This is a genomic window from Cupriavidus sp. 94F1 (assembly GCF_057798875.1).
In genome coordinates this window covers 575,822-596,607 of the sequence record NZ_JBYOJT010000004.1, presented here as the reverse complement: position 1 = coordinate 596,607, position 20,786 = coordinate 575,822, and the positions used below count along the sequence as shown (strand labels likewise).

Below are 20,786 nucleotides of genomic sequence, written 5' to 3'. Positions count from 1 at the left end.
GGGGCTGCTCCTAGTACGAGAGGACCGGAGTGGACGTACCGCTGGTGTACCTGTTGTCTCGCCAGAGGCATCGCAGGGTAGCTATGTACGGAAGAGATAACCGCTGAAAGCATCTAAGCGGGAAACTCGCCTGAAGATGAGGATTCCCTGGAGGCTTGACCTCCTTGAAGGGTCGTTCGAGACCAGGACGTTGATAGGCTGGGTGTGGAAGCGCAGTAATGCGTTAAGCTAACCAGTACTAATTGCCCGTAAGGCTTGATCCTATAACCAGTGTGTTTGACCTGGTTAGACCAGAGTCCGCGTGTGCCACAGGCATACAACACAACCCCCTTACTACACCCCAGATTCGCTGCGCTGATGCATGTCAGCGCGGCAACCCCTCATGCCTGGTGACCATAGCGAGTTGGAACCACCCCTTCCCATCCCGAACAGGACCGTGAAACGACTTTGCGCCGATGATAGTGCGGACTACCCGTGTGAAAGTAGGTCATCGCCAGGCTCTTATACCCAGAACCCCCAAGCCCCAAAAGCTTGGGGGTTTTGCTTTGGCGCGGCCGGAACGTGCGAGTGAATTCGACAACGCACATCTCATGGCGCACTCGGCATCGGTGCAAATGCCTCGGTGCCCGCGTATGATCGGCGCTGACATGACCGCCGAAAAATTCTCCTCCGACGACACCGACGCTGCTGCCGATACCGGCACGGCTATCGAACTCAGCACTGATACGGTCTGGTTTCTCTATCTGCTCGAATGCGAAGGCAATTCGATCTATACCGGCGTGACGACTGACGTTAGCCGTCGATATGCCCAGCATGTAGCCGGTATCGGCGCCAAATACACACGTGCTCGCAAGCCGCTACGGCTGCTCGGCTGGATGGCGTTTCCGAATAAGTCCGAAGCCCTCAAGGCGGAAATCCGCACCAAGCGGATGACCCCGGCCCAAAAACGTGCGATGTGCGGCACGCTGCAGCAAACGGCCGCCGCTGTAACGCAGCCGGAGCCGGATTCCCCCGCTACCGTCGATTCGCCATAAAAAACGCCGGCCAATGGCCGGCGTGTGGCTGTGTGGATCGGACCTTGTCAGACCACGATCAGGTTCACGTCGATATTGCCGCGCGTGGCATTCGAGTACGGGCACACCTGATGGGCGGCTTCCACCAGCTTCTGGGCGGCTTCCTTTTCCATGCCCGGCAGCGAGATCTTCAGTTCCACCTGAATACCAAAGCCCTGCGGAATCTGGCCGATGCCGACGGCACCTTCGATCTTCGCATCAGGCGACACCGTAATCTTCTGCTGGCCGGCGACAAAGCGAATCGCACCGAGGAAACAGGCCGAATAACCGGCCGCGAACAGTTGCTCCGGATTCAGGCCGTTGCCAGCGCCGCCCATTTCCTTGGGCACTGCAAGCTTGACGTCCAGTTGGCCATCCGACGTCGTGGCGCGGCCGTCGCGGCCACCGGTTGCGGATGCGTGGGCGGTGTACAGGACTTTTTCCAGTTTCATTTGCACTCTCCTAGATTTGCCCGGGGGCGGGCAGCAGTTTCAAGATGCCGACCAAGTCGGCTGTCAATCTTCCGATCGCGCGTCTTCCAACGTCGACCGTAAGCCATGCAGTCGCGATGTCAGGGCCTGGATCTCTTCCACGGAACACTGCATCGCGCACAACAACCGTTCCGGGATGTCGGCTGCGACATTTCGCAGTTCACGCCCGGCATCCGTCAAACTGACCAGCACTCGACGCTCGTCTTCGGCGTCGCGTCCGCGACGCACAAGCCCCGCCGACTCCAGCCGCTTCAGCAGCGGCGTCAACGTGCCCGAATCGAGCGTCAGCCGACCGCCCAATTCCGAAACGCTTACCTCGTCGTGCTCCCACAGCACCAACATGACCAGATACTGCGGATAAGTAAGTCCAAGCTCACCCAGAATCGGCTTGTAGAGCTTGGTCATGGCCAATGACGTCGAATACAGGGCAAAACAGAGCTGCTGATCCAACTGCAGCCAGTCACCTGTCTTGGGAGGGGTCGTCGTTCGCGTCGTCATGGCTATATCTTATACACAATTAAATTGTGTGCAAGATAAATTTTCTATCGGCCCTATGAAGGATAGGGGCGGGCCGTGACAGATCAAAGCGGATCAAAGGCTGATGCCGTACGACCCTCGTACAGTCGGCCAGTGACAAGCCTTAAGTCTGGTTTAAGTGTGGGTGCATAGGATGGCCCTGTCGCGCCAACACCCGGCGCTGTCCCTCATCCAGAAAGGAAAGCACCATGATTCGCCAGACTCTTGCCCGTTCCGCAGTCGGTGTTGCCGCGCTTGCTGCCCTGGCCGGCGGATACGCCTATCTCCAGAAAGACGCGATCACACCCGGCTATGCAGCGCCGACCCCGGCCGTTGCGACCGCCGCCGCCGTGGCCACCCCGACTGACTTCTCGGGCATCGTCGACCAGTACGGTCCCGCTGTGGTCAATATCAGCGTGACGGCCCGCGCGCAGCGCACCTCGGCGCAAGTGCCGTCGGGCATGGACCCGGACGATCCGCTGTTCCAGTTCTTCAAACGCTTCGGGCCGCAGTTCCAGGGTCCGCAGAGCCAGCAGCCGCAGCTTGTGAAAGGCCTGGGCTCGGGCTTTATCGTCAGCCCCGATGGCCTGATCCTGACCAATGCCCACGTGGTCGACAACGCCACGGAGGTCACCGTCAAGCTGACCGACCGCCGCGAGTTCAAGGCCAAGGTGCTGGGCAGCGATCCGCAGACCGATATCGCCGTGATCCGTATCGATGCCAAGGACCTGCCGACGGTGCGGCTCGGCGATCCGTCGAAGATTCGTGTCGGCGAACCCGTCCTGGCCATCGGCTCGCCCTATGGCTTCGAGAACACGGTGACGGCGGGCATCGTCAGCGCCAAGTCTCGTTCGCTGCCGGATGACACCTACGTGCCGTTCATCCAGACCGATGTGGCCGTGAATCCGGGCAACTCGGGCGGCCCGCTGTTCAACCAGCGTGGCGAGGTCATCGGCATCAATTCGCAGATCTACAGCCAGACCGGCGGCTATCAGGGCCTGTCGTTCGCGATTCCGATCGACGTGGCCAGGAAGGTCGAGCAGCAGCTGGTGGCTCACGGCAAGGTGACGCGCGGCCGCCTTGGCATCTCGGTGCAGGAAGTCAACCAGGCGCTGGCGCAGTCGTTCAAGTTGCCCAAGCCGGCCGGCGCGCTGGTGAACTCGGTCGAGCCGGACAGCCCGGCCGCGCAGGGCGGCCTGAAGCCCGGCGACGTGATCGTGCAGCTTGGCAATGACGTGATCGACCACTCCGGCGATCTGCCCGAGCACGTGGCAGACCTGCAGCCCGGCACCAAGACCGATCTCAAGGTGATTCGCAAGGGCGAGCCGCTGACGCTGAGCGTGAAGATCGGCGCCGTGAAGGACAGCGCCGTGGCCCAGGGCAAGGGCGGTGGTGAAGTGGGTGGCCGTCTGGGCCTGGCCGTGCGGCCGTTGACGCCGGCCGAAAGGCGCGACAGCGGTATCGATGGCGGCCTCGTGGTCGAAGACGTGGCGGGGCCGGCCGCGCGTGTCGGCATCCAGCCCGGCGATGTCATCCTGTCGCTCAACGGCACGCCGATTTCGTCGGCCGAGCAACTGCGTTCGCTGGTGTCGAAATCGGGCAAGCAGGTGGCCCTGCTGGTGCAGCGCGACGACGCGCGGATCTTCATTCCGCTCGACCTCGGCTGACCTCTGGCGCAAGCGGTTTACGCTTCGCAAAACACGTATACGGCAGGTATACGACAGGTGTCCGGCGGGCGTATACGTATACGCGTATACGCCCGCAAACCCTTGCCAGAAGCGGAATTCCGGGCGACAAAACGCCCCAAAGAGATGTTTGAACGGGTATGATCTCGACTGCGATGCATGAAGCGTGTGGTGACTCACGTCACCACTTCAGGTTCTTGCTGAATCGACAGAAGAAGGAAGTCTATGCAGTTGGATTTCAACCGCGCCCCCATCTCGCCGGGCACCGATCTGGCGAGGCGCCTGGCGCCAGTTGCCAGAAAGGTGACGGCACGTCGGCGCAAGAAGGAAGTCCCGCCCCACTGGGAGCGCGGCTACCGCTCCCACTACTACCGTAACGAACGTGGCGACAAGCTCGGCGAAGTCCGCTTGTCCGATCGCGGCGATCTGCCCGTGGTCTACCATTGGGCGGCCGGCAACTATTCCGGCGCCGAGGGCTCGCTCGCGCATGCACGTGCCCGTGTGGAAGAAACGGTTGGCTTCGGCATGCGCCAGCTGTCGTTGTTCTGAAGCTGGCGTTTCAACGATTCCGCCAGACAGTCCGTGACTGAACCGCGTGCCTGACGCAGGCATGCATGCTTTCTGCGATGGCCTGCCCGCCGCCATTGCCGCGCTGTCGCCAGCGTCCCGGTAGTACCTCCTCCGCATTGCATCTCATTGCATCTGCCAGGCTAGTCCAGCCGGCGTTGCACAAGCATGAAGACCGCAGCCACCAGCGCGATCGCGGCAATCAACCGATAGAGATCCTCGCAGGCAATCAGCCGCGCCTGTTGGTCGACGATCGCAGCCATTTGCGCCAGGGCGCCGGCATGCGCCTGCCCGGCATCGAACCCGCGCGCCGCCAGCAGGGACTGTGCCGTGTGCATCCAGCCGTCGGTTTCGGCCGGATGCTGGCCGATGGCATGTACCAGGCTCGTATGCACCGCGAACTGGCGGTTCTGCAGCAGCACCGCGCCCAGCGATGACGCAAACGAACTGGCAATCTGCCGCACCAGGTTCTTGCTGCGATACCCGTGCGCAAAGTCATCGCCGCTCAGCGTGCGGAAGGTCAGCCCGGCAATCGGGATGATGACCATCACGCCGAACAGCCCCTTGGCGATGAGTCCGGGCACCAGGGCCGCCGGGGCGATGTCCGGTGGCATGAACGAGAAGAACGCCATCGCGGCCGCCATCAGCAACAGGCCTGTCACCATCACCGGTTTCTTGTGCGTGAGCCGGCGCGCCACGCGCAGGTAGACCCAGATGCCCACCAGGCTGATCAGCGCGGCCAGTGTGTTGAGCCATCCGGTGGTGGCCAGCGGAAAGCGCAGCGCCTGCTCGGCATAGATCGGAAATACATAGCTGCTCAGGTTGCTGATCATGTAATAGACGAAGTACATGGCCAGCCCCGTCATATACACGGGCTGCCGCAGCGCGCGCAGATGCAGCACCGGTGTGTCGTGATGCCACTGCTGCCAGAGGAACACACCGAGCAGGGCCAGCGCAACCGCCGCGGCCACGCCCACGCGCAGCGGATGCGAAAAGATGTCGAAGCGCGCTTCGGTCATCGACGCCTGCAACGCGACGACCGCCACGCCGAACAGCAGCAGCGGACCCAGCGCCGGACCTTCCTGATCGGCGCGGGGTTCGGCATCGGGCAGCAGCAGCCACGTGCCCACGGCGGCCAGCGCCGCGAACGGCAGCACGCCGTAGAACACGTCCTGCCAGACGCCGTGCTCCACCAGTTCGGCAGCGAATGCCGGCGCCATGGCCGATGCGCAAAATATCCCGAGCATAAAGAAGCGTGACGCGCGTGGCCGGTCGGCGGGCGCGAACATCAGGTTCACCAGGATGCGGCAGCTTGTGAACAGCGCGCCGCCGCCCACTCCCTGCATGAAGCGGGCAACGACCATTTGCGGCAAGCCTGAGCTGGTGGCCGCCACGACCGTGCCGGACATGAACAGCAGCAGCGATCCGGTCAGGTAGTAACGGTACCCGAAACGCTGCGCCAGCCATTGCTGCTTGAGAATCATCATCATGCTGCCGACCGCGTATGCGGCCTGCACCAGCGCGAAGCTGCGCGGGTCCGCGTCGATGCCGCCGACGATATGGCTCGACGCAAACACGAACATGATGTTTTCGAGGAACTCGACACCCGTGGTCAGGCCCAGCAGCATCATGAGCAACGTCTGCCGCTGCCGATGACTGAGCAGCCGCAGCCAGCGCATGCCGGCGCGCAAACGGTGCCACGGGCTTGCCTGCATCGTCACGGCTTGCCTGCTTCCAGCGCGGCCAGATGCTCGTGCAGCGTGCCAAGGTCGCGCGTGGCCGAGGCCAGGCCGTCCGGGCCCAGTGGCGCCCACGCCTGGCCATAGGCGGCATGCACGGCGGGCGCGGCGCGATCCAGCAGCGCGTGGGCGGCCGGCGTCAGCGTCAGTTCCAGGCTGCGCCGGTCGTGTTCAGACGTCTTGCGTTGCACCAGGCCGCGCGCCTGCAGGCCATCGATCAACCGCGTCATCTGCGTTCGCGTGGCGTCGATGGACATGCCGAGTTCCGATGGCATGGTCGGCTCGCCCGCGTCGATCGCCAGCATGCTGATCACCAGGTATTGGCTCAGGTCGAGTTCGAACGGCGCCAGGGCGCGCTCGATGTGAAGCCGAAGCAACCTTGCGGAACGCAGCAGCAGACGCGAGGCCATGATGAGGTCACGCGGGGCGTCGGGGTGCTCGGCGCAGAACCGGTCGATGCGGCGTTCAAACGACATATCAGTTTCATCTGTAATAGTTACGAATGAAACTATATTCGTGGATCTGTGGCCCCGCAAGGGCGTCCGGCTGGACGGTGTGGACGGCCAGCCGGACGATCCGGCGTTTAAAGGATCTGCGGTATCCGCACCACTCAGCCGCGTCTCAGGCTTCGTCCCAGTTCGCGCAACGCCTTGCGCAGTCGGGCGACGATGTTGGCCTGGGTCGTCGCATCGGGCGCGCCATAGCGCCAGGCCACATAGATGTCAGTGAACGCTCGCACTGAGGATGCAGCGTGTGGCAGTGCGGTTTCGGCCCGTGTCGCGAAGGCGTGGGGCCCTTCCGCCATGCCGCGCGCAATGCCCTGGCGCGCCAGCGCGGCGCAGTACCGGTCGTACAGCGCCTGGACAGGATCCACACGACGGCGGCGCAGCCACATCGGTGCCAGCGCGGCCAGGCTCAATAGGCCGATGCCGACGGCCAGCAACTGTGGCAGCCGGTCGCCCAGACCGGCCTGTTCCAGCAGGCGGTATTGCTGGCCGCGATCGTATTCGAGCACCCAGCGTTGCCATTTGTAGGTCAGACCGTCGAAGCCCCAGCGCAGCTCGCGCAGCCAGCCCGGCGCGCGGAGGTCGCGCAGCGCCCCCAGGTCCTCGCTTGCCAGCGCCGCATCGACGCCGCTTTCCACGCGGCTCGGTGCCACGGCGCTGGTGGGGTCCACCCGCACCCAGCCGCGTCCGGCCAGCCAGACCTCGGCCCAGGCATGGGCATCGGACTGGCGGATGACATAGTGATTGCCCAGCGGGTTGTACTCGCCGCCCTGGTAGCCGATCACCACGCGCGCGGGCACGCCGGCGGCGCGCATCAGGAAGACGAAGCTGCTGGCGTAGTGTTCGCAGAAGCCGCGCCGTGTATCGAACACGAAGCTGTCGACCTGCGCCTTGCCCAGCGGCGGCGGCGACAGTGTGTACGCGAATGGCGCCTCGGCGAACAGCCGCATGGCGGCCTGCACGCGCTGCCATGGGTCGGCGTAGCGCGCCATCCAGCCGGCGGCCAGCGCGCGGCTGCGCGGGTTGCCTTCGGGCAGCGCCAGCGACAGTTGCAGCGCGCGGCGGGTCAGCGGCTGCGGCACCCCTTGCAGCCATGACCGCGCACGATAGCGCAGGGGCCGGTCCACCGGGCTGCGGGCAAAGAATTCACCGTCGGCCGAGTGCCAGGCGGCCAGGCTGTCCGACACCGCCACGCCACGGTCCAGCAGATAGAGCCAGGTCTTCTGCGTGGCCTCCAGCGTCACGTTGTACTCGCGCGGACCCGCTCCGGCCGGCCCGGCGGCGACGTCGTCGCCACCGTCCCCCTCGTCGCGCAAGCCCGCAGCCTGTCGCGTCGGCGGTTCATCGTCAGGCCGCCACGCCGCGCCGTCGTAGTTCCACAGCACCCGGGCGCGCCAGTACAAGGCGCTGACGGGCAGCGCATCGCCGTCGATATCGGCGCGGAAGGCCACCTCGGGCGAGCGGATCAGTTGGCCGATGCTGCCGGGGCGCATCGTGTCGCTCATGCCGGTGCGCCCGACTGGCTCGGATTGCGGCAGGCGCCAGAGCGGATGATCGAGCCGCGGAAACAGCACGAACAGGAACAGCGCCCAGGGCAGGCCGAACAGTGCCATGCGGCCCAGCAGCGGCCAGATGGCCAGGCGCCCACGCGCTTCAGGATGATGGAACAGCAGCCAGTTGCGCAGGATCCACGCGCCGATGGCCATGCTGTAGAGCGCCAGCCAGAACGGCTGGTCTTCCAGGTACAGCGTCAGCAGCAGATAGAACGACAGCTGCGTGACCAGCGTGGCATCGGCCAGCGCCCGCGTTTCCAGCAGCTTGAGGATCACGAACGCGGCCAGCAAGGCCACGCACAGTTCGCGCCCGAGGCCGCCCCCGCCGCGCCAGACCAGCGCCCCGGCAATCAGCAGCACCAGCATCGCCGTCGTGCCGACGATCAGCTTCGACGGCAGCGGAGCCCGCTGGCGCCACAGCAGCCAGCGCCATGCCAGCAGCAATACCAGCAGCACGCTGACGGACACGGGCAGTGAACGGGCCTGCGGCGCCAGCACCAGCGCCAGCTGGCCGATCAGCATGCCATGCTCCTGATGGCCGAGCGCGCGGGGTGGAAGCGATGCCTTCATGGCGCACGCCGCTCCGGCCAGACGGCCAGCGCCTCCAGGCAGGCGCGGCGATGGGTCGCGCCGTGACCCGCCGGAATTTCCACGCCCGGCAGCCGCAGGCCGATGTCGAACTGATCACCGGCGGTCAGCAGCCATGCACACAGCCGCGACAGCCGGGCCTCGGTATCCATCGTCGTCGGCAAGGCATTCCAGTCGATCCAGCATCCCGGCAGGCGCGGCACCTGGCCCGCGCGGCTCAGCCAGCGGCCGGTGCGTGCGCTGTGCTTCCAGGCGATGCGATGCAGCGGGTCGCCCGGACGATACCTGCGCAGCTGGTCGATGCCGTCGTCGGACACCGCGCCGATGTCGCCGTCGTCGCCGTCCTGGTCGGGGTGGGCCACCACCGGCAGCGGCGGCGCGTGTGGCTCGGGCGCGGGATAGACGCACGTGGTGACCGGGAAATCGGCGTAGCTCCAGACGCGGAACAGCCCGAACGGAAAACGGCTCGACACCGTGACGCGCGGCAACGCCAGCCGGCCGCGCCGCGGCGCAGCCATGCGGACGGCCAGCACGCCCTGGCCCAGCCCATCCAGCGTCAGTGCCGGCGCGGCCTCGGCCACACCACCGGACGACGCAACGGCTTCGATGCCGATGCGCGCACCGCTGTCGTGGTTGGCGACATTGAGCGCGAACACCGCCACATCGCCCGCAAACGGCGGCGACACGGGCCCTGCCGAGATTTCGAGATCGAGCAGGTTGCGATAGGCCATCCACATGCAAGACATGCCGATGCCAACCAGCAGGAATGTCAGGGCGAAACCCAGGCTGATGTTGTAGTTCAGCGATGTGACCAGCATGGCCAGCAGCAGCAGGGCAAAGCCGAGCCCGCTGCGGGTCGGCAGGATATAGAGATGGCGCCGATCCAGCGTGACCACGCCATTGACGGGCTTGCGCGGACGGCGGGGGCGCGGCGTTGCCACGCCTGCCTGCGCGGTGCGGTGGGGTGCGGATGCCTGGGGCGCCTTCACGGACGCCGATGGGGCACGTGGCATGGTGGGGTGCGTGACGCGGAAAACGTCGCGCTTCAGGGAATCGCCACGCCAGCCATCAGGCGATCCAGCGCGGTGGCCGCCTGCCCGGCCGGCAACAGCCGATGCGCGGCCACGGCGGCGAACACCGCCTGCACGTCCTCGGGTACCACCATGTCGCGCTGGTCGAGCAATGCCCAGGCGCGCGCGCAGGCCAGCAGCGCCAGGCCAGCGCGCGGCGACAGGCCGGCCACGAAGCCGGCTTCCGCACGTGTGGCCTGCACCAGCGCCAGCACGTAATCCACCAGCGCCGGGCTGGCGTACACGCTGCTGGCCGCGGCCTGCAGTGCCAGCACCTGGTCGGCATCCATGACGGCCGAGGCCTCCTGCGCGGCGGTGCCGCCCAGATAGAGCACGCGCTCGAAGGCGGGGTCCGGGTAGCCCAGCGAGATGCGCATGGTGAAGCGGTCCAGCTGCGATTCGGGCAGGGCATGCGTGCCGATCTGCTCCAGCGGATTTTGCGTGGCGATCACGAAGAACGGCGCCGGCAGCGCGTGCGTGACGCCGTCGTGCGTCACCTGGCGTTCGGCCATGGCTTCGAGCAACGCACTCTGCGTCTTCGGCGGGGCGCGGTTGATCTCGTCGGCCAGCACCAGCTGCGCAAACACGGGGCCACGATGGAACCGGAAATTTCCGGTGTCGCGCATATAGACGGAGACGCCCACCAGATCGGCCGGCAGCAGGTCGCTGGTGAACTGCACGCGCTGGTACTGCAGGCCCAGGGTTTGCGCCAGCGCATGCGCGAGCGTGGTCTTGCCCACGCCCGGCACGTCTTCGAGCAGCAGGTGGCCGCCGGCCAGCATGCATGCCAGCGCCAGCCGCACCTGGCGCGGCTTGCCCAGCACGATGCGGCCAAGCTGGTTCTGGGCCTCGGCCAGTGAGGCGGTAATCCTGGGTCTGGCTGTCACGTTAGGCGGCCTCGATGGCGGGTTGGCGATGACGTTGCGATGCCGCCGGATGACTGGGTCGGGCGCAAGGTCCGGCAAGGTCCGGCCATTGTAGCGGCGTGGAGGTCGCATCGGACAGTGGGTTTCCGCACGGTTGTACGCGACAGACAGTCCGGGAATGCACCGGAATCGGGCCTCCGCCGCGCCGGATCTCGCGCGTTCTGGCATCATCGAACTGTTGGCACCCTGCCACTTTTCAGAATCGTCCTAGCCGCTGCAATGACTGCTTCGCCACCGCGCGTGTCTGGCGCGCCTGCCTCACTCGATTTCGACTCTTCAGCGCCGCTGGCCGACCAGGCGGCGCTGGCCAGCCTGGCCCGCGAATTCCATGCGGGCGGCTATATCGTGCTGCGCAACTTTGCCAGCGAGGCCACGTGCGCGGCGCTGGAGGCCGTGACCCGCGAGCATCTGGCGGCGGCCGTGCCGCCGGTGGAGTTCGAGGCCGACCTGGGCTACCCCGGAGCCCCGGCCACGCGCCAGGCAGCCGGCGGCAACACGGTGCGGCGGCTGCGCCAGGCGTATGGCCGCGACGAGGTCTTCCGCCGCTGGGCCAGCCATCCGCAACTGGTGGCAACCGTCGAGGCGCTGCTGGGCGAACCCGCCCGCCTGACGCTGGCCCACCACAACTGCGTGATGACCAAGCACCCGCACTATGGCAGCCAGACCGGCTGGCACCGGGACACGCGCTACTGGTCGTTCATGAAGCCCGATCTGGTCACCGTGTGGCTGGCGCTCGGTGACGAAGACGAGCGCAACGGCGTGCTGCGCGTGATTCCAGGTTCGCATCGTGCGAAGCTCGATCCGGCCCAGCTTGACCCGGCCGAATTTCTGGTAGAGGCGCACCCGGCCAGCCAGATGCTGCTGAAGGGGGCCATGCCGCTGGCCTTGCATCGCGGCGACGTGCTGATGTTTGACAGCCGGCTGTTCCATGCGGCAGGCCGCAACGATTCCGAGGCCGTGAAGCTGTCAGTGGCGTTCGCCTATTTCGGCGCGAGCAACCGCCCGGTCACCGGCTCGCGATCGGCAGAGTTTGGCAGCGTGGAGATGCCCCCGGCCGCGCTTTGACAGCCGCTGGCCGCCAGGCAAAAAAAAAGCCGCCCGGTTGGGCGGCTTCTTGTTTGGTCCCGGGCCGGGGTCAAACAGCCTTGTGACGCGAGGCGTTGCCGCGAAACAGTGCCAGCAGGTCGGCCAGGCGCAACGGCAGCAGCGGCGAAGCATGGCGGACGGCGTCCCGGCGTGCGAAGTGGCTCAGAAGCTGCTCGCCCACCGGACGGTCGAGGTACGAAGCATCCGGGTAGTTCATGGACATTCCCTATTGCGGTCAAGAAACGCCTACAGTATACACTCTGATGGTGCACTGCGCCATTTCCTGGTGCGCAACATGGGATTGCCTGATTCGAAGTGGTGCGTAGAAAGCCGGGCAACATGGGTCCGGCAGCGTGCTCGGGGAACGGCTGCCGGCGCTTATCGCTATCAGGCGGGCGGGTGTGCGTTGGCCGCCGCTTCGGCGCCGTTGATCGATTCCACGGCCTTGGCCGCGCTGTAGACGTGCCGCGTGGCCAACAGCGATGCCAGATCGGCGTCGCCGGCAATCACGGCCTGCAGGATCTGCGCGTGCTCGTCCCAGTTCAGGCGGGCGCGGCTCAGGTTCGCCGGGGCGAACAGCAGCGCGGTGCGTTCGCGCAGCGACCGCATCATGTCCTGCAGCACGCTGTTGGCGGCGATATTGCCCAGTACCTCGTGAAAACGCGAGTTCAGTTCGACAAATCGCTCGGTCTGGCCGCTATTGACGGCATCGTTGCCTTCCTCAAGGACCTTTTCGAGTTCCGCGATCAGTGCCGGGTCGCGACGCTGGGCCGCCAGCTTGGCGTTCAGCCCTTCCAGCGTGGCCCGCACTTCCACCATTTCGCGCGCGATATTGGGCGACAGGCGGGCCACCGATGCACCGCGCCGCGGCTCGATGCGCACCAGCCCTTCGGCCGCCAGCGCGCGCAACGCTTCGCGCACCGGGATGCGCGACACGCCCAGTTCCAGGGACAGCGTGTTTTCCACCAGACGTTCGCCCTGTTCGTACTGGCCACCCAGGATGCGTTGCCGCAGGGTGTCCGTGACCAGCGCGAACAGGGGGGAATGCTGGGCGCCCAGGCTTGCGGCCGGGGTGTCCGGACCCGGCTTCAGGGCAGCGGTGGCGTCGTTCATGATCGGGATCGGCCGTCGGATATCGGTGATGGGCCGCGGTCGAAGGGCCGCAGCGTGAATGCCGCTATTGTATACCGTCACCTCCTCATTGAAGACATAGGGTAGACATCTACCGGCATTCCGCCGGTGTGGCGTCCGGCCTCCCTCGGCCCTTTCAGCCCTTTCCGCCTGCCTGGCGCTTCACCCTCCCGCGTGCTGGAACGTGAAGCCGTCCGAATACATGAACGGCGCCTGCGCCCCCAGCACCATGAACGTCTGCTTGGCGTCGTGGATCATGTTCGGCGATCCGCACAGATAGATGGCGTGCTCGGACAGGTCGCCCAGGTCTGCGGCCACGGCCTCGTGGACATAGCCACGGCGGCCCTGCCAGCTGTCGTCGGCGCGCGATAGCACCGGGACGTACTGGAAGTCATAGAGCCGTTCGCCCCAGGTGGCGATCTCGTCGTGCAAGTACAGGTCCGCCGCCGAGCGCATGCCCCAGTAGAGCCACACCGGCGGGCAGTCGGGATCGTCCATCAGCGATTCGAGCATGCTCTTGATGGGCGCCAGACCGGTGCCCGTGGCCACCATCAGCAGCGGCCGGTAGTCTTCCTTGCGCAAGCTGAAATTGCCATGCGGCAATTCCACGTCGAGCCGGTCGCCCGCGCGCAACTGCGGCAGTTGCGTGGACGTGAAGCGGCCGCCGGCGATCTGCCGGACGTGGAAGTCCACGGTATTGCCCGCCGGTGCCGACGCCATGGAGAAACTACGATGCGTGCCATCGTCCATCAGCACCTTTAGGTATTGGCCGGGCGCGTAGACGAAGGGCTCGTCGCCGGGCAGCGCCAGGCGCAGATGCATGACGTCGGGGCCGAGCGGCGCCACCGACAGCACGGTGGCCGTGGCGCGCCGGGCCGGCACCTGCGGGCCGGCCGCGCGTGCGGTGCTGATGACCAGGTCGCCGTCGGGCCGCGCCTGGCATGCCAGCGCAAACCCGTCGGCGTGCTCTGCCTCGGTCAGCCCCATCGGGAAATCCTCGTACGAGACCGATCCCTGCACCACGCGCATGCGGCACGTGCCGCAGCCGCCAAACGTGCATTCGTGCGCCAGTTCCACGCCGCAGCGCAGGGCGGCGTCGAGCACCGATTCACCGGGCGCCACCATGAACACCTGTTGCGTTTCCGCAATCTCCACCCGATGGGACATGACGATTCCCCCTTGCTTACTTCTTGATATCGGCCTGCGCCAGCACGGTCAGATCTTCGGCAGCCAGCAGGTCGCGCAGGGCTTCCAGCGCGGCGACGCCACATGCGGTGTCCTGTTCGCCGTTGCCGCCCGACAGGCCAACGCCGCCGATCACTTCGCCATTGACCACGATCGGGTAGCCGCCCACGAACACGGCGAACTTGCCGTCGAAGCTCCACTGGATACCGAATGCCTCGTTGCCGGGCAGCGCCGGACCGTTCGGCGCGGTGTTGAACAGGTGCGTGGACCGCTTGTGGCCGGCCGCGGTGAACGCCTTGTTCCACGCAATCTGCGGCCCCGTGATACGCGCGCCGTCCATGCGTTCGAGCAGCAGCGGGTAGCCGCCTTCGTCGACGATGCAGACCGATTCCAGCACGCCGATTTCCTCGGCCTTGCGCACGGCGGCGGCCACCATGTGGCGCGCTTCTCTCAGTTCCAGCTTGATGGCTTTCTTCATGGCTGTTTCCTTAATTTGTGTCGGACTGCCTGGCTTCAGACGCCCTGGTAGACCGTTTTGATCTGCGTGTAGAACTCCAGCCCGGCGCGGCCCGATTCGCGGAACGTCGATGTGCTGGACCGCTTCAGCCCGCCAAACGGCGCGTTGACCAGGTTGCCCGTGGTGGTGCGGTTGATCTTCACGGTGCCTGATTCGATGTCGCGGGCAAAGTCGTGCATGTAGCGCGGATTGCGCGTGGCGATGGCGGCGGAAAGCCCGTACTCGGTGTCGTTGGCCTTGGCAATGGCGTCGGCGTAGCTGTCCACTTCGATGATGGCCAGCACCGGGCCGAAGATTTCCTCGCGGGCAATGCGCATCGACTGCGTGACGTCGGTGAACACGGCCGGCGCCACGTAGAAGCCATTGGCGAAATCGCCATCGGTCAGCTGCTGGCCGCCGCACAGCAGCGAGGCTTCCTGCTTGCCAGCCTCGATATAGCCCAGCACGGTCTGCAACTGCTTGCGCGTGGCCAGCGGGCCCAGGTCCATGCCCGGGGTCATGCCGCTGCCGATCTTCAGCGCCTTGACCTTGGCCACGAGTTTGTCGGTGAAGGCCTGCCTGACCTCGCGCATCACCAGGACGCGGCTGGTGCCGGTGCACGCCTGGCCCGACAGCGACAACCCACCCTTGACGGCAAGGTCCACCGCGCGGTCGAGATCGGCGTCTTCCATCACGATCAGCGGATTCTTGCCGCCCAGTTCCATCTGCGTGCGCGTGGTCATCGGCACGGACTTGTGGATCTGTTCGCCGGCCTGCGTCGATCCGGTGAACGACACCGCCCGCACGGCCCGCGATTCGACGATGGTCGGGCCCACCTCGCCGGCGCTGCCGGTCAGGAAGTTGAGCACGCCCTTCGGGATGCCGGCCTTGACGAACGCCTCGGCCAGGCGATAGCCGGACAGCGGCGCATCGGACGACGGCTTGAACACCACGGTGTTGCCGGTGATCAGCGCGGGTGCGATCTTGCGCGCCGGAATCGACACGGGGAAGTTCCACGGCGAGATCACGGTGACCACACCCAGCGGCTCGCGCAGGCTGTACACGAGCATGTCCGGGTCGTCGTTCGGATAGCTTTCGCCGCTGAAGGTCTGGCCTTCCACCGCGTAGAAGCGCAGGGTTTGCGCCGAACGCATGATCTCGTCGCGCGCCAGGTTCAGGGACTTGCCTTCCTCGCGCGTCAGTTCGGCGGCGATGGCGTCGGCGTTGGCTTCCAGATGAGCGGCGGCGTCGTTGAGAATCTTCGCGCGCTTGCCGATCGGCGTTTTCTTCCAGCTGTCGAAGGCGGCGGCTGCGGCGGACACGGCGGCGGCGGCATCGCGCGCGTCGGACGCCGCGTGGCGGCTGACGATGTCGCGCGTGTCGGCGGGATTGATGTTGTCGAGCGTGCGGCCGCTGGCGCTATCGCACCATTCGCCGTCGATGTAGTTGCGGTACGTCTCGGTCATCTTGCGGGGCCTTGTTCGGGTTCGGAGAGACGCCGGACCAGCGCCGCGCAGGGCGCCGGGTCCGGACTTCCTGACAGGTATGCCTCAGGCGGCAGCGGCTTCCGGCTTGGTGTCGACGTAGTCGTAGTACAGCGCGGTCGTGTACAGCAGGCGCATCTGCGCGCCGATCTCGCAGATCTTCAGGCAACGCTGCTGCAGCTCGGGCGTGTTCGCGTGTTCCAGCACGATCTGGTAGCCGCGTTCGCCGTGGATTTCGTCGGACACGATGTGCAGGTCGAAGAACTCCACCTCTTCGTCGGTGAAGCCGTACTTTTCGCGCAGCGTCGGGGTTTGCTTGCGATAGATCGACGGCACCTGCGATTCCAGGCCGACCACCAGGCCGGCCACGGCCACCACCGGGTCTTCGCGCATGGCCACCGCGTAGCACCAGCTCTGCAGGCCGCGCGTGGTCGGCGACATGTTGTCGGGGCTCACCACCCGCTCACGCGTGGTGCCGCAGGCTTCGGCAAAGCGGATCAGCAGGTCGGTGTGGCGGTCGCCGCCGATTTCTTCCTCGTACATGTTGGCCAGCAGGAAGTCCTTGGCCTCGGTCATGTGGTCGGGCGTGCGGGCGTAGATATAGCCCAGGTAGTCGGCGAACGGGCCCACGTAGTGGTAGTGGTTCTCGGCCCAGCGCGCCAGGTGCTCGCGGCTCAGCGTGCCGCTGGCCCATGCCTTGCTGAACGGCGCCTGATTGGCGCTCTTGCCTTTGATGGCGTTTTCCAGGGCGGCGCGGAATTCTTCACGGTTCATCAGTTCAGCCATTTTGGGGACTCCTGTTTGTCTGCGTTCGGGGTGGAATGAATTTGTATACTTTCTACAACGTCGTTCAGGCGATAAAAAAACCGCGCGCACGCGGCGACTTCCGGTGGTGCGAAATCAGGCGGCGGCAGCCTCCGCCGCAGTGATGCGCTGCCAGGCCACGCCTGCCAGCGCCACGTCTTCCAGGCCGACACCGACCGACTTGTAGATCACGATGTCGTCGGCTTGCCGGCGCACCGCGCCGGTATCAGTTCCATTCAGTAGTACATCGGCCAGTTCCACGACCTTGTCGTCGGGCAGCACGGCCTTGTCGGCCAGCACCAGATCGCCGGCTTCGCGCAGCGACTGGGGCCGCCATTCCACAACCACGGTGGCGGCGCGCGACAGCAGCGTGTCGTCGAGTTCGCGGGTGTGCGGCAGACTGGAACCGATGGCGGCCACGAACGTGCCGGGCTTGACGATGGCGCCCGAAAACAGCGGCGTGGTGGAGCGCGAGGCGGTCACGATGATGTCCGCCGCAGCGGCAGCTTCCTCGGGTTGTGCGAAGGTCACCGGGAGGCCGCACTGCGCAGCCAGACGCTCGGCGGCGGCCGCATCGGCATAGGGATCGCAGACCAGGATGCGTTTGAGCGGCAACGCAGCGGACAACTGCAACCCATGCTGCACCCCCTGCGTGCCGGCGCCGAACAGGGCCAGCGTTTCGGCATCGGCTCGGGCCAGCCGGCGCGCGGCCAGCACCGTGCAGGCCGCCGTGCGCAAACGCGTGATGGCGCCGGCGTCGAACGAGGCCAGCGGACGCCCGTCAACCGTCGAAAACAGCAGGATGACAAACGAGAACTGACCGGCGATGGTTGTATACACCTTGGCGCCGGCGACCTGCTGGGCGGGAATGACCGCGCCCAGTGTCGAAAGCTTCACGCCGCCGGCTTCCGTGCGGATGCGTTCCTGCATGGCGGCCTCGCCGCGCCCGAAACTCTGGAAGGCTTCGAGCATCGCGGCCTGGGCATCGGCGGCCGTGACGTGGCGGTCGATCATCGCGTCGGTGACATGGAGCATGGTGAAATCGTCTCGGAAGCTATTTCGGTATACAGTCTACACATAGTTTCGAAGAAAACCACAGGGTTTTCCCGGGGCGTGCGGCATGTCCGGAGTGGTGCGGAATGCGCGCAAACCGTGCTTTCAGGCCAATCTCCGCACCGATCGGGTGATTTCCCTAGGTCGCGCAGTTTTCGCTTGTTTCGAAGTGAGCGCGGGATATAGTATACAAAAACAGTCGCACGACAGAATTCTTATACCGCCCCCACAAGGGCCTCCAGGAAAGGGGAGCCTCATGCAACATGCTGTTGAGATTGGCCTGGCACATTGGGTGTATCTGCTAGGCGTGGCCGTGATCGTGTTGACCATGATCCTGCGGGCCAATGTCGTGGTGCCGTCCATCGTCGGCACCTTCCTCGTGATCCTGGCCATCACCGGCAGCCCCATCAGCGCACTGGGCGGCATCTTCTCAGCCAGCCTGGTGGCGGCCAAGGAGCTGTTCAATATCTTCCTGGTGATTGCGTTCATGACGGCGCTGCTCAATGCGCTGAAGACGCTGCGGTCCGATATCCGCATGGTCGAGCCGTTCCGGGTGGTGATGAAGAACGGACACAGCGCCTACTTCATCCTGGCTGGCATCACCTATGTCATCTCGCTGTTCTTCTGGCCCACGCCGGCCGTGCCGCTGGTGTCCGCCATCCTTCTGCCAGCCGCCATTGCAGCGGGCCTGCCGCCGCTGGCGGGGGCCATGGCCATTGCCATCGCCGGCCAGGGCATGGCGCTGTCGTCGGACTACGTGATCGGTGTGGCGCCGGGCATCAGCGCCAAGGCGGCCGGCGCGGCGGTCAGTGCTGCCGTGGTGGCCGACCGCGCGCTGATCCTGTCGATCATCACCGGCGCCATCGCGCTGTCGCTGGCCTACCTGTCGATGCGCCGCCATATCGTGCCGGCCAGCGGCGCGCTGCTGGATCGCTGGCAGGCCCGCGCCACCGGTGCGGACACCGCCGTGGAGGCCACCGGCACGTTCGACAAGGCCGAGATCGCACGCGGCACATCGCATGAAGAGCCGCTGGCCACCGACGCGAACATCGAGCAGAGCCTGGCGATGGTGGCGCGCCGCCGTGTGAAGTGGTCCAAGTTCTTCGCCGTGCTGACGCCGCTGGCGTTCATCTGCGTGGTGACGCTGATGGTGCTGCCGAAGATATCGTCGGGCATGCCCGACCTGAAGGGCGGCGCCGCCGCGGCACTGGTGGGCGGCGTGGCCGCGCTGCTGATGATGCTGGCGACACTGGCCGCCGAAGGCCCGCGCCGCATGCTCGACGTGTGCCCCGACCACATCACCGACGGCTTCGTGTTTGCGTTCAAGGCGATGGGATCGGTGCTGCCGATCGCCGGTTTCTTCTTCGTGGGTGCCGGCGAAACCGCCGCCCAGATTCTGGGTGTGGACGCGGGCCGCGCACCGAGCCTGCTGTTCGAACTGATCCAGGCCTACCAGCACATGATTCCGGACAACCACGTGCTGGTGGCGTTCGGCGTGCTGCTGGTGGGGATGATCACCGGCATCGACGGATCGGGCTTTGCCGGTCTGCCGCTGACCGGCACGCTGGCCGGTGCGCTGGGTCCGGTGGTCGGTTTCGACTCGGCCACGCTCGCGGCCGTTGGCCAGATGGGCGCGGTCTGGACGGGCGGCGGCACGCTGATCGCGTGGTCGTCGCTGATCGCCGTGGCCGGCTTTGCCCGTGTGCCGGTGCTCGATGCGGTGCGGGCGCTGCTGTTGCCGGTATTGGCCGGCCTGTTCGTCTCCACGATCTGCGCCATGTTTCTGTGGCGTTGAGCCGAGTCCTTCCAGATTAAAGAAATAGCTATGCCGAAAGTCACCTTCCATAAGAACGGCCAGGTATTCGTCGACGAGGTCAAGCCTGAGACCAATCTCGTCGTGCGCGCCGGCATCAAGCAGTTTCCGTATCCGAACCTGCGTTACGAATGCGGCATGGGCAAATGCTCGAAGTGCGCCTGCAAGGTGCTGGCCGGCGCCGAACACCTGCCGCCGCCCAACTGGAAAGAGAAGAAGCAGCTTGGCGAGCGGCTGGACCAGGGCTTCCGGCTGGCCTGCCAGATCTGGCTGACCCACGACATCGAACTGGAACAGCCCGAGATGGTGGTTTCCGCATGTTCGTGATCCTGACCAGCAAGCCGGGCCAGTTTCGCACCGAGGCCGTGCCCGGCGTGGAACCCCGCGAGACCTGGGAATACCTGTTCTACGGGCGACCCAAGGCGATTTTCGTGATTGCCGAACTGACGGAAACGCAACAGCCGGTGAAGGTGCGCGTGATCGAGGAATCCTCCGTGCCCGACGCCGACCCCGTGATCAACCACGTGCCGACCAAATTCCTGGAGCGTTTCGACACGCTCGACGCTGCCCACGATGCGCTGCAGAAGCTCGCGCACTTCGGCAGCATGGATCTCTCGATAAGGAAACAATGATGCAGGCCGACACCGAAGCCGATGCCACCGTGACCGAACACACCGACACCCACGGCGCCGCCACGCCACAGACGCGCACCGTCGAAATCACGTTCGTGACCAACAGCGGCAAGACCGTGACCGCGCCGGAAAACAGCAATCTGCTACGTGTATCGCTGCGCGAACAGGGCGGGATTCCATTCAAGTGCGGCGGCGGCATCTGCGGCACCTGCAAGTGCCGGATCGAGCAGGGCCTGGAACACACCGACGCCGTCAAGCCCAAGGAGCGCAAGCACCTGAACGACGACGACCTGGCCGCCGGCTATCGCATGGCATGCCAGACGTTCATCAAGGGCGACGTGGCGGTGTCGTGGGAACCCAGGACGGGGCCGCGGTAATCGAGGCCGGAAGCGGCTGGAAGGAAGATGGA

Annotated in this window: 22 protein-coding genes and 2 rRNA genes; 10 read left to right on the top strand and 14 right to left on the bottom strand. The window is 65.7% G+C overall.

Annotation, left to right across the window (positions count from 1 at the left end; genetic code table 11):
- From AC3FJ6_RS13680 to AC3FJ6_RS13670, 3 genes are all read left to right on the top strand, one after another.
- Nucleotides 1-263, top strand: a 23S ribosomal RNA gene (locus tag AC3FJ6_RS13680); the annotation flags it as partial.
- Nucleotides 264-385: 122 nt separating this feature from the next.
- A 5S ribosomal RNA gene (gene rrf, locus AC3FJ6_RS13675) occupies nucleotides 386-499 on the top strand.
- A 208-nt stretch (nucleotides 500-707) separates the two neighbouring features.
- Nucleotides 708-1,034 (top strand): GIY-YIG nuclease family protein, encoded by a 327-nt coding sequence (locus AC3FJ6_RS13670; RefSeq protein WP_488772390.1) that lies wholly within the window; start codon nucleotides 708-710, stop codon nucleotides 1,032-1,034.
- A 47-nt stretch (nucleotides 1,035-1,081) separates the two neighbouring features.
- On the opposite strand, the gene AC3FJ6_RS13665 is transcribed toward AC3FJ6_RS13670, so the two are convergent.
- Both AC3FJ6_RS13665 and AC3FJ6_RS13660 read right to left on the bottom strand, forming a co-directional pair.
- Nucleotides 1,082-1,504: an organic hydroperoxide resistance protein gene (locus tag AC3FJ6_RS13665; protein ID WP_029051733.1), complete on the bottom strand. Its 423-nt coding sequence runs from the start codon at nucleotides 1,502-1,504 to the stop codon at nucleotides 1,082-1,084.
- Between the two features lie 63 nt (nucleotides 1,505-1,567).
- Nucleotides 1,568-2,041, bottom strand: coding sequence for a MarR family winged helix-turn-helix transcriptional regulator (locus tag AC3FJ6_RS13660; protein ID WP_488772357.1), 474 nt, complete (start codon nucleotides 2,039-2,041; stop codon nucleotides 1,568-1,570).
- 227 nt (nucleotides 2,042-2,268) lie between these two features.
- Between AC3FJ6_RS13660 and AC3FJ6_RS13655 the strand changes: the two genes are divergently transcribed.
- Nucleotides 2,269-3,726 carry a DegQ family serine endoprotease gene (locus AC3FJ6_RS13655; RefSeq protein WP_488772356.1) on the top strand — a complete coding sequence of 486 codons (1,458 nt, stop codon included), beginning with the start codon at nucleotides 2,269-2,271 and terminating at the stop codon, nucleotides 3,724-3,726.
- 243 nt (nucleotides 3,727-3,969) lie between these two features.
- Nucleotides 3,970-4,293 (top strand): hypothetical protein, encoded by a 324-nt coding sequence (locus AC3FJ6_RS13650; protein WP_488772355.1) that lies wholly within the window; start codon nucleotides 3,970-3,972, stop codon nucleotides 4,291-4,293.
- Between the two features lie 161 nt (nucleotides 4,294-4,454).
- On the opposite strand, the gene AC3FJ6_RS13645 is transcribed toward AC3FJ6_RS13650, so the two are convergent.
- The 5 genes from AC3FJ6_RS13645 to AC3FJ6_RS13625 form a co-directional block, all read right to left on the bottom strand.
- Nucleotides 4,455-6,026, bottom strand: coding sequence for an MFS transporter (locus AC3FJ6_RS13645; RefSeq protein WP_488772389.1), 1,572 nt, complete (start codon nucleotides 6,024-6,026; stop codon nucleotides 4,455-4,457).
- Between the two features lie 2 nt (nucleotides 6,027-6,028).
- On the bottom strand, nucleotides 6,029-6,526 hold the full coding sequence (locus tag AC3FJ6_RS13640; RefSeq protein WP_488772354.1) for a MarR family winged helix-turn-helix transcriptional regulator: 498 nt from the start codon (nucleotides 6,524-6,526) through the stop codon (nucleotides 6,029-6,031).
- Nucleotides 6,527-6,660: 134 nt separating this feature from the next.
- The gene (locus AC3FJ6_RS13635; protein WP_488772353.1) at nucleotides 6,661-8,679 is read right to left on the bottom strand and encodes a transglutaminase TgpA family protein; all 2,019 of its coding nucleotides are present in this window, start codon (nucleotides 8,677-8,679) and stop codon (nucleotides 6,661-6,663) included.
- Nucleotides 8,676-9,710, bottom strand: coding sequence for a DUF58 domain-containing protein (locus tag AC3FJ6_RS13630; protein ID WP_488772352.1), 1,035 nt, complete (start codon nucleotides 9,708-9,710; stop codon nucleotides 8,676-8,678). Before AC3FJ6_RS13630 ends, AC3FJ6_RS13635 begins: the two co-directional genes overlap by 4 nt.
- 32 nt (nucleotides 9,711-9,742) lie before the next feature.
- Nucleotides 9,743-10,654, bottom strand: a complete 912-nt coding sequence (locus AC3FJ6_RS13625) for an AAA family ATPase (protein ID WP_488772351.1) — start codon at nucleotides 10,652-10,654, stop codon at nucleotides 9,743-9,745.
- 258 nt (nucleotides 10,655-10,912) lie between these two features.
- Here AC3FJ6_RS13625 and AC3FJ6_RS13620 point away from each other — a divergent pair, with 258 nt between their 5' ends.
- On the top strand, nucleotides 10,913-11,758 hold the full coding sequence (locus tag AC3FJ6_RS13620; protein ID WP_488772350.1) for a phytanoyl-CoA dioxygenase family protein: 846 nt from the start codon (nucleotides 10,913-10,915) through the stop codon (nucleotides 11,756-11,758).
- A 70-nt stretch (nucleotides 11,759-11,828) separates the two neighbouring features.
- On the opposite strand, the gene AC3FJ6_RS13615 is transcribed toward AC3FJ6_RS13620, so the two are convergent.
- From AC3FJ6_RS13615 to AC3FJ6_RS13585, 7 genes are all read right to left on the bottom strand, one after another.
- A complete protein-coding gene (locus AC3FJ6_RS13615; RefSeq protein WP_194946594.1) occupies nucleotides 11,829-11,996 on the bottom strand; it encodes a hypothetical protein in 168 nt (55 codons plus the stop codon).
- 170 nt (nucleotides 11,997-12,166) lie between these two features.
- On the bottom strand, nucleotides 12,167-12,892 hold the full coding sequence (locus AC3FJ6_RS13610) for a GntR family transcriptional regulator (protein ID WP_153949840.1): 726 nt from the start codon (nucleotides 12,890-12,892) through the stop codon (nucleotides 12,167-12,169).
- A 180-nt stretch (nucleotides 12,893-13,072) separates the two neighbouring features.
- Nucleotides 13,073-14,077 carry a 2Fe-2S iron-sulfur cluster-binding protein gene (locus tag AC3FJ6_RS13605; RefSeq protein WP_488772349.1) on the bottom strand — a complete coding sequence of 335 codons (1,005 nt, stop codon included), beginning with the start codon at nucleotides 14,075-14,077 and terminating at the stop codon, nucleotides 13,073-13,075.
- A gap of 16 nt (nucleotides 14,078-14,093) precedes the next feature.
- Entirely contained in the window at nucleotides 14,094-14,573 is a 480-nt protein-coding gene (locus tag AC3FJ6_RS13600; protein WP_488772348.1) for a GlcG/HbpS family heme-binding protein, read from the bottom strand.
- A 35-nt stretch (nucleotides 14,574-14,608) separates the two neighbouring features.
- Nucleotides 14,609-16,057: an aldehyde dehydrogenase family protein gene (locus AC3FJ6_RS13595; protein WP_488772347.1), complete on the bottom strand. Its 1,449-nt coding sequence runs from the start codon at nucleotides 16,055-16,057 to the stop codon at nucleotides 14,609-14,611.
- Between the two features lie 84 nt (nucleotides 16,058-16,141).
- The gene (locus AC3FJ6_RS13590) at nucleotides 16,142-16,861 is read right to left on the bottom strand and encodes an iron-containing redox enzyme family protein (protein ID WP_029050817.1); all 720 of its coding nucleotides are present in this window, start codon (nucleotides 16,859-16,861) and stop codon (nucleotides 16,142-16,144) included.
- 114 nt (nucleotides 16,862-16,975) lie between these two features.
- A complete protein-coding gene (locus tag AC3FJ6_RS13585; RefSeq protein WP_488772346.1) occupies nucleotides 16,976-17,914 on the bottom strand; it encodes an ornithine cyclodeaminase family protein in 939 nt (312 codons plus the stop codon).
- A gap of 274 nt (nucleotides 17,915-18,188) precedes the next feature.
- On the opposite strand from AC3FJ6_RS13585, the gene AC3FJ6_RS13580 reads away from it, so the two are divergent.
- Genes AC3FJ6_RS13580 through AC3FJ6_RS13565 form a run of 4 tightly spaced genes read left to right on the top strand, consistent with a single transcriptional unit; the run spans nucleotide 18,189 to nucleotide 20,754 of the window.
- Complete coding sequence (locus AC3FJ6_RS13580) at nucleotides 18,189-19,727, top strand: hypothetical protein (protein WP_153949835.1); 1,539 nt, start codon at nucleotides 18,189-18,191, stop codon at nucleotides 19,725-19,727.
- Nucleotides 19,728-19,757: 30 nt separating this feature from the next.
- On the top strand, nucleotides 19,758-20,072 hold the full coding sequence (locus AC3FJ6_RS13575; RefSeq protein WP_153949834.1) for a 2Fe-2S iron-sulfur cluster-binding protein: 315 nt from the start codon (nucleotides 19,758-19,760) through the stop codon (nucleotides 20,070-20,072).
- The gene (locus AC3FJ6_RS13570) at nucleotides 20,063-20,377 is read left to right on the top strand and encodes a ferredoxin (protein WP_488772345.1); all 315 of its coding nucleotides are present in this window, start codon (nucleotides 20,063-20,065) and stop codon (nucleotides 20,375-20,377) included. The genes AC3FJ6_RS13575 and AC3FJ6_RS13570 overlap by 10 nt, the downstream gene beginning before the upstream one ends.
- Before the next feature lie 29 nt (nucleotides 20,378-20,406).
- Nucleotides 20,407-20,754, top strand: a complete 348-nt coding sequence (locus AC3FJ6_RS13565; protein WP_249640965.1) for a 2Fe-2S iron-sulfur cluster-binding protein — start codon at nucleotides 20,407-20,409, stop codon at nucleotides 20,752-20,754.
- The last annotated feature ends 32 nt before the right edge of the window (nucleotides 20,755-20,786 follow it).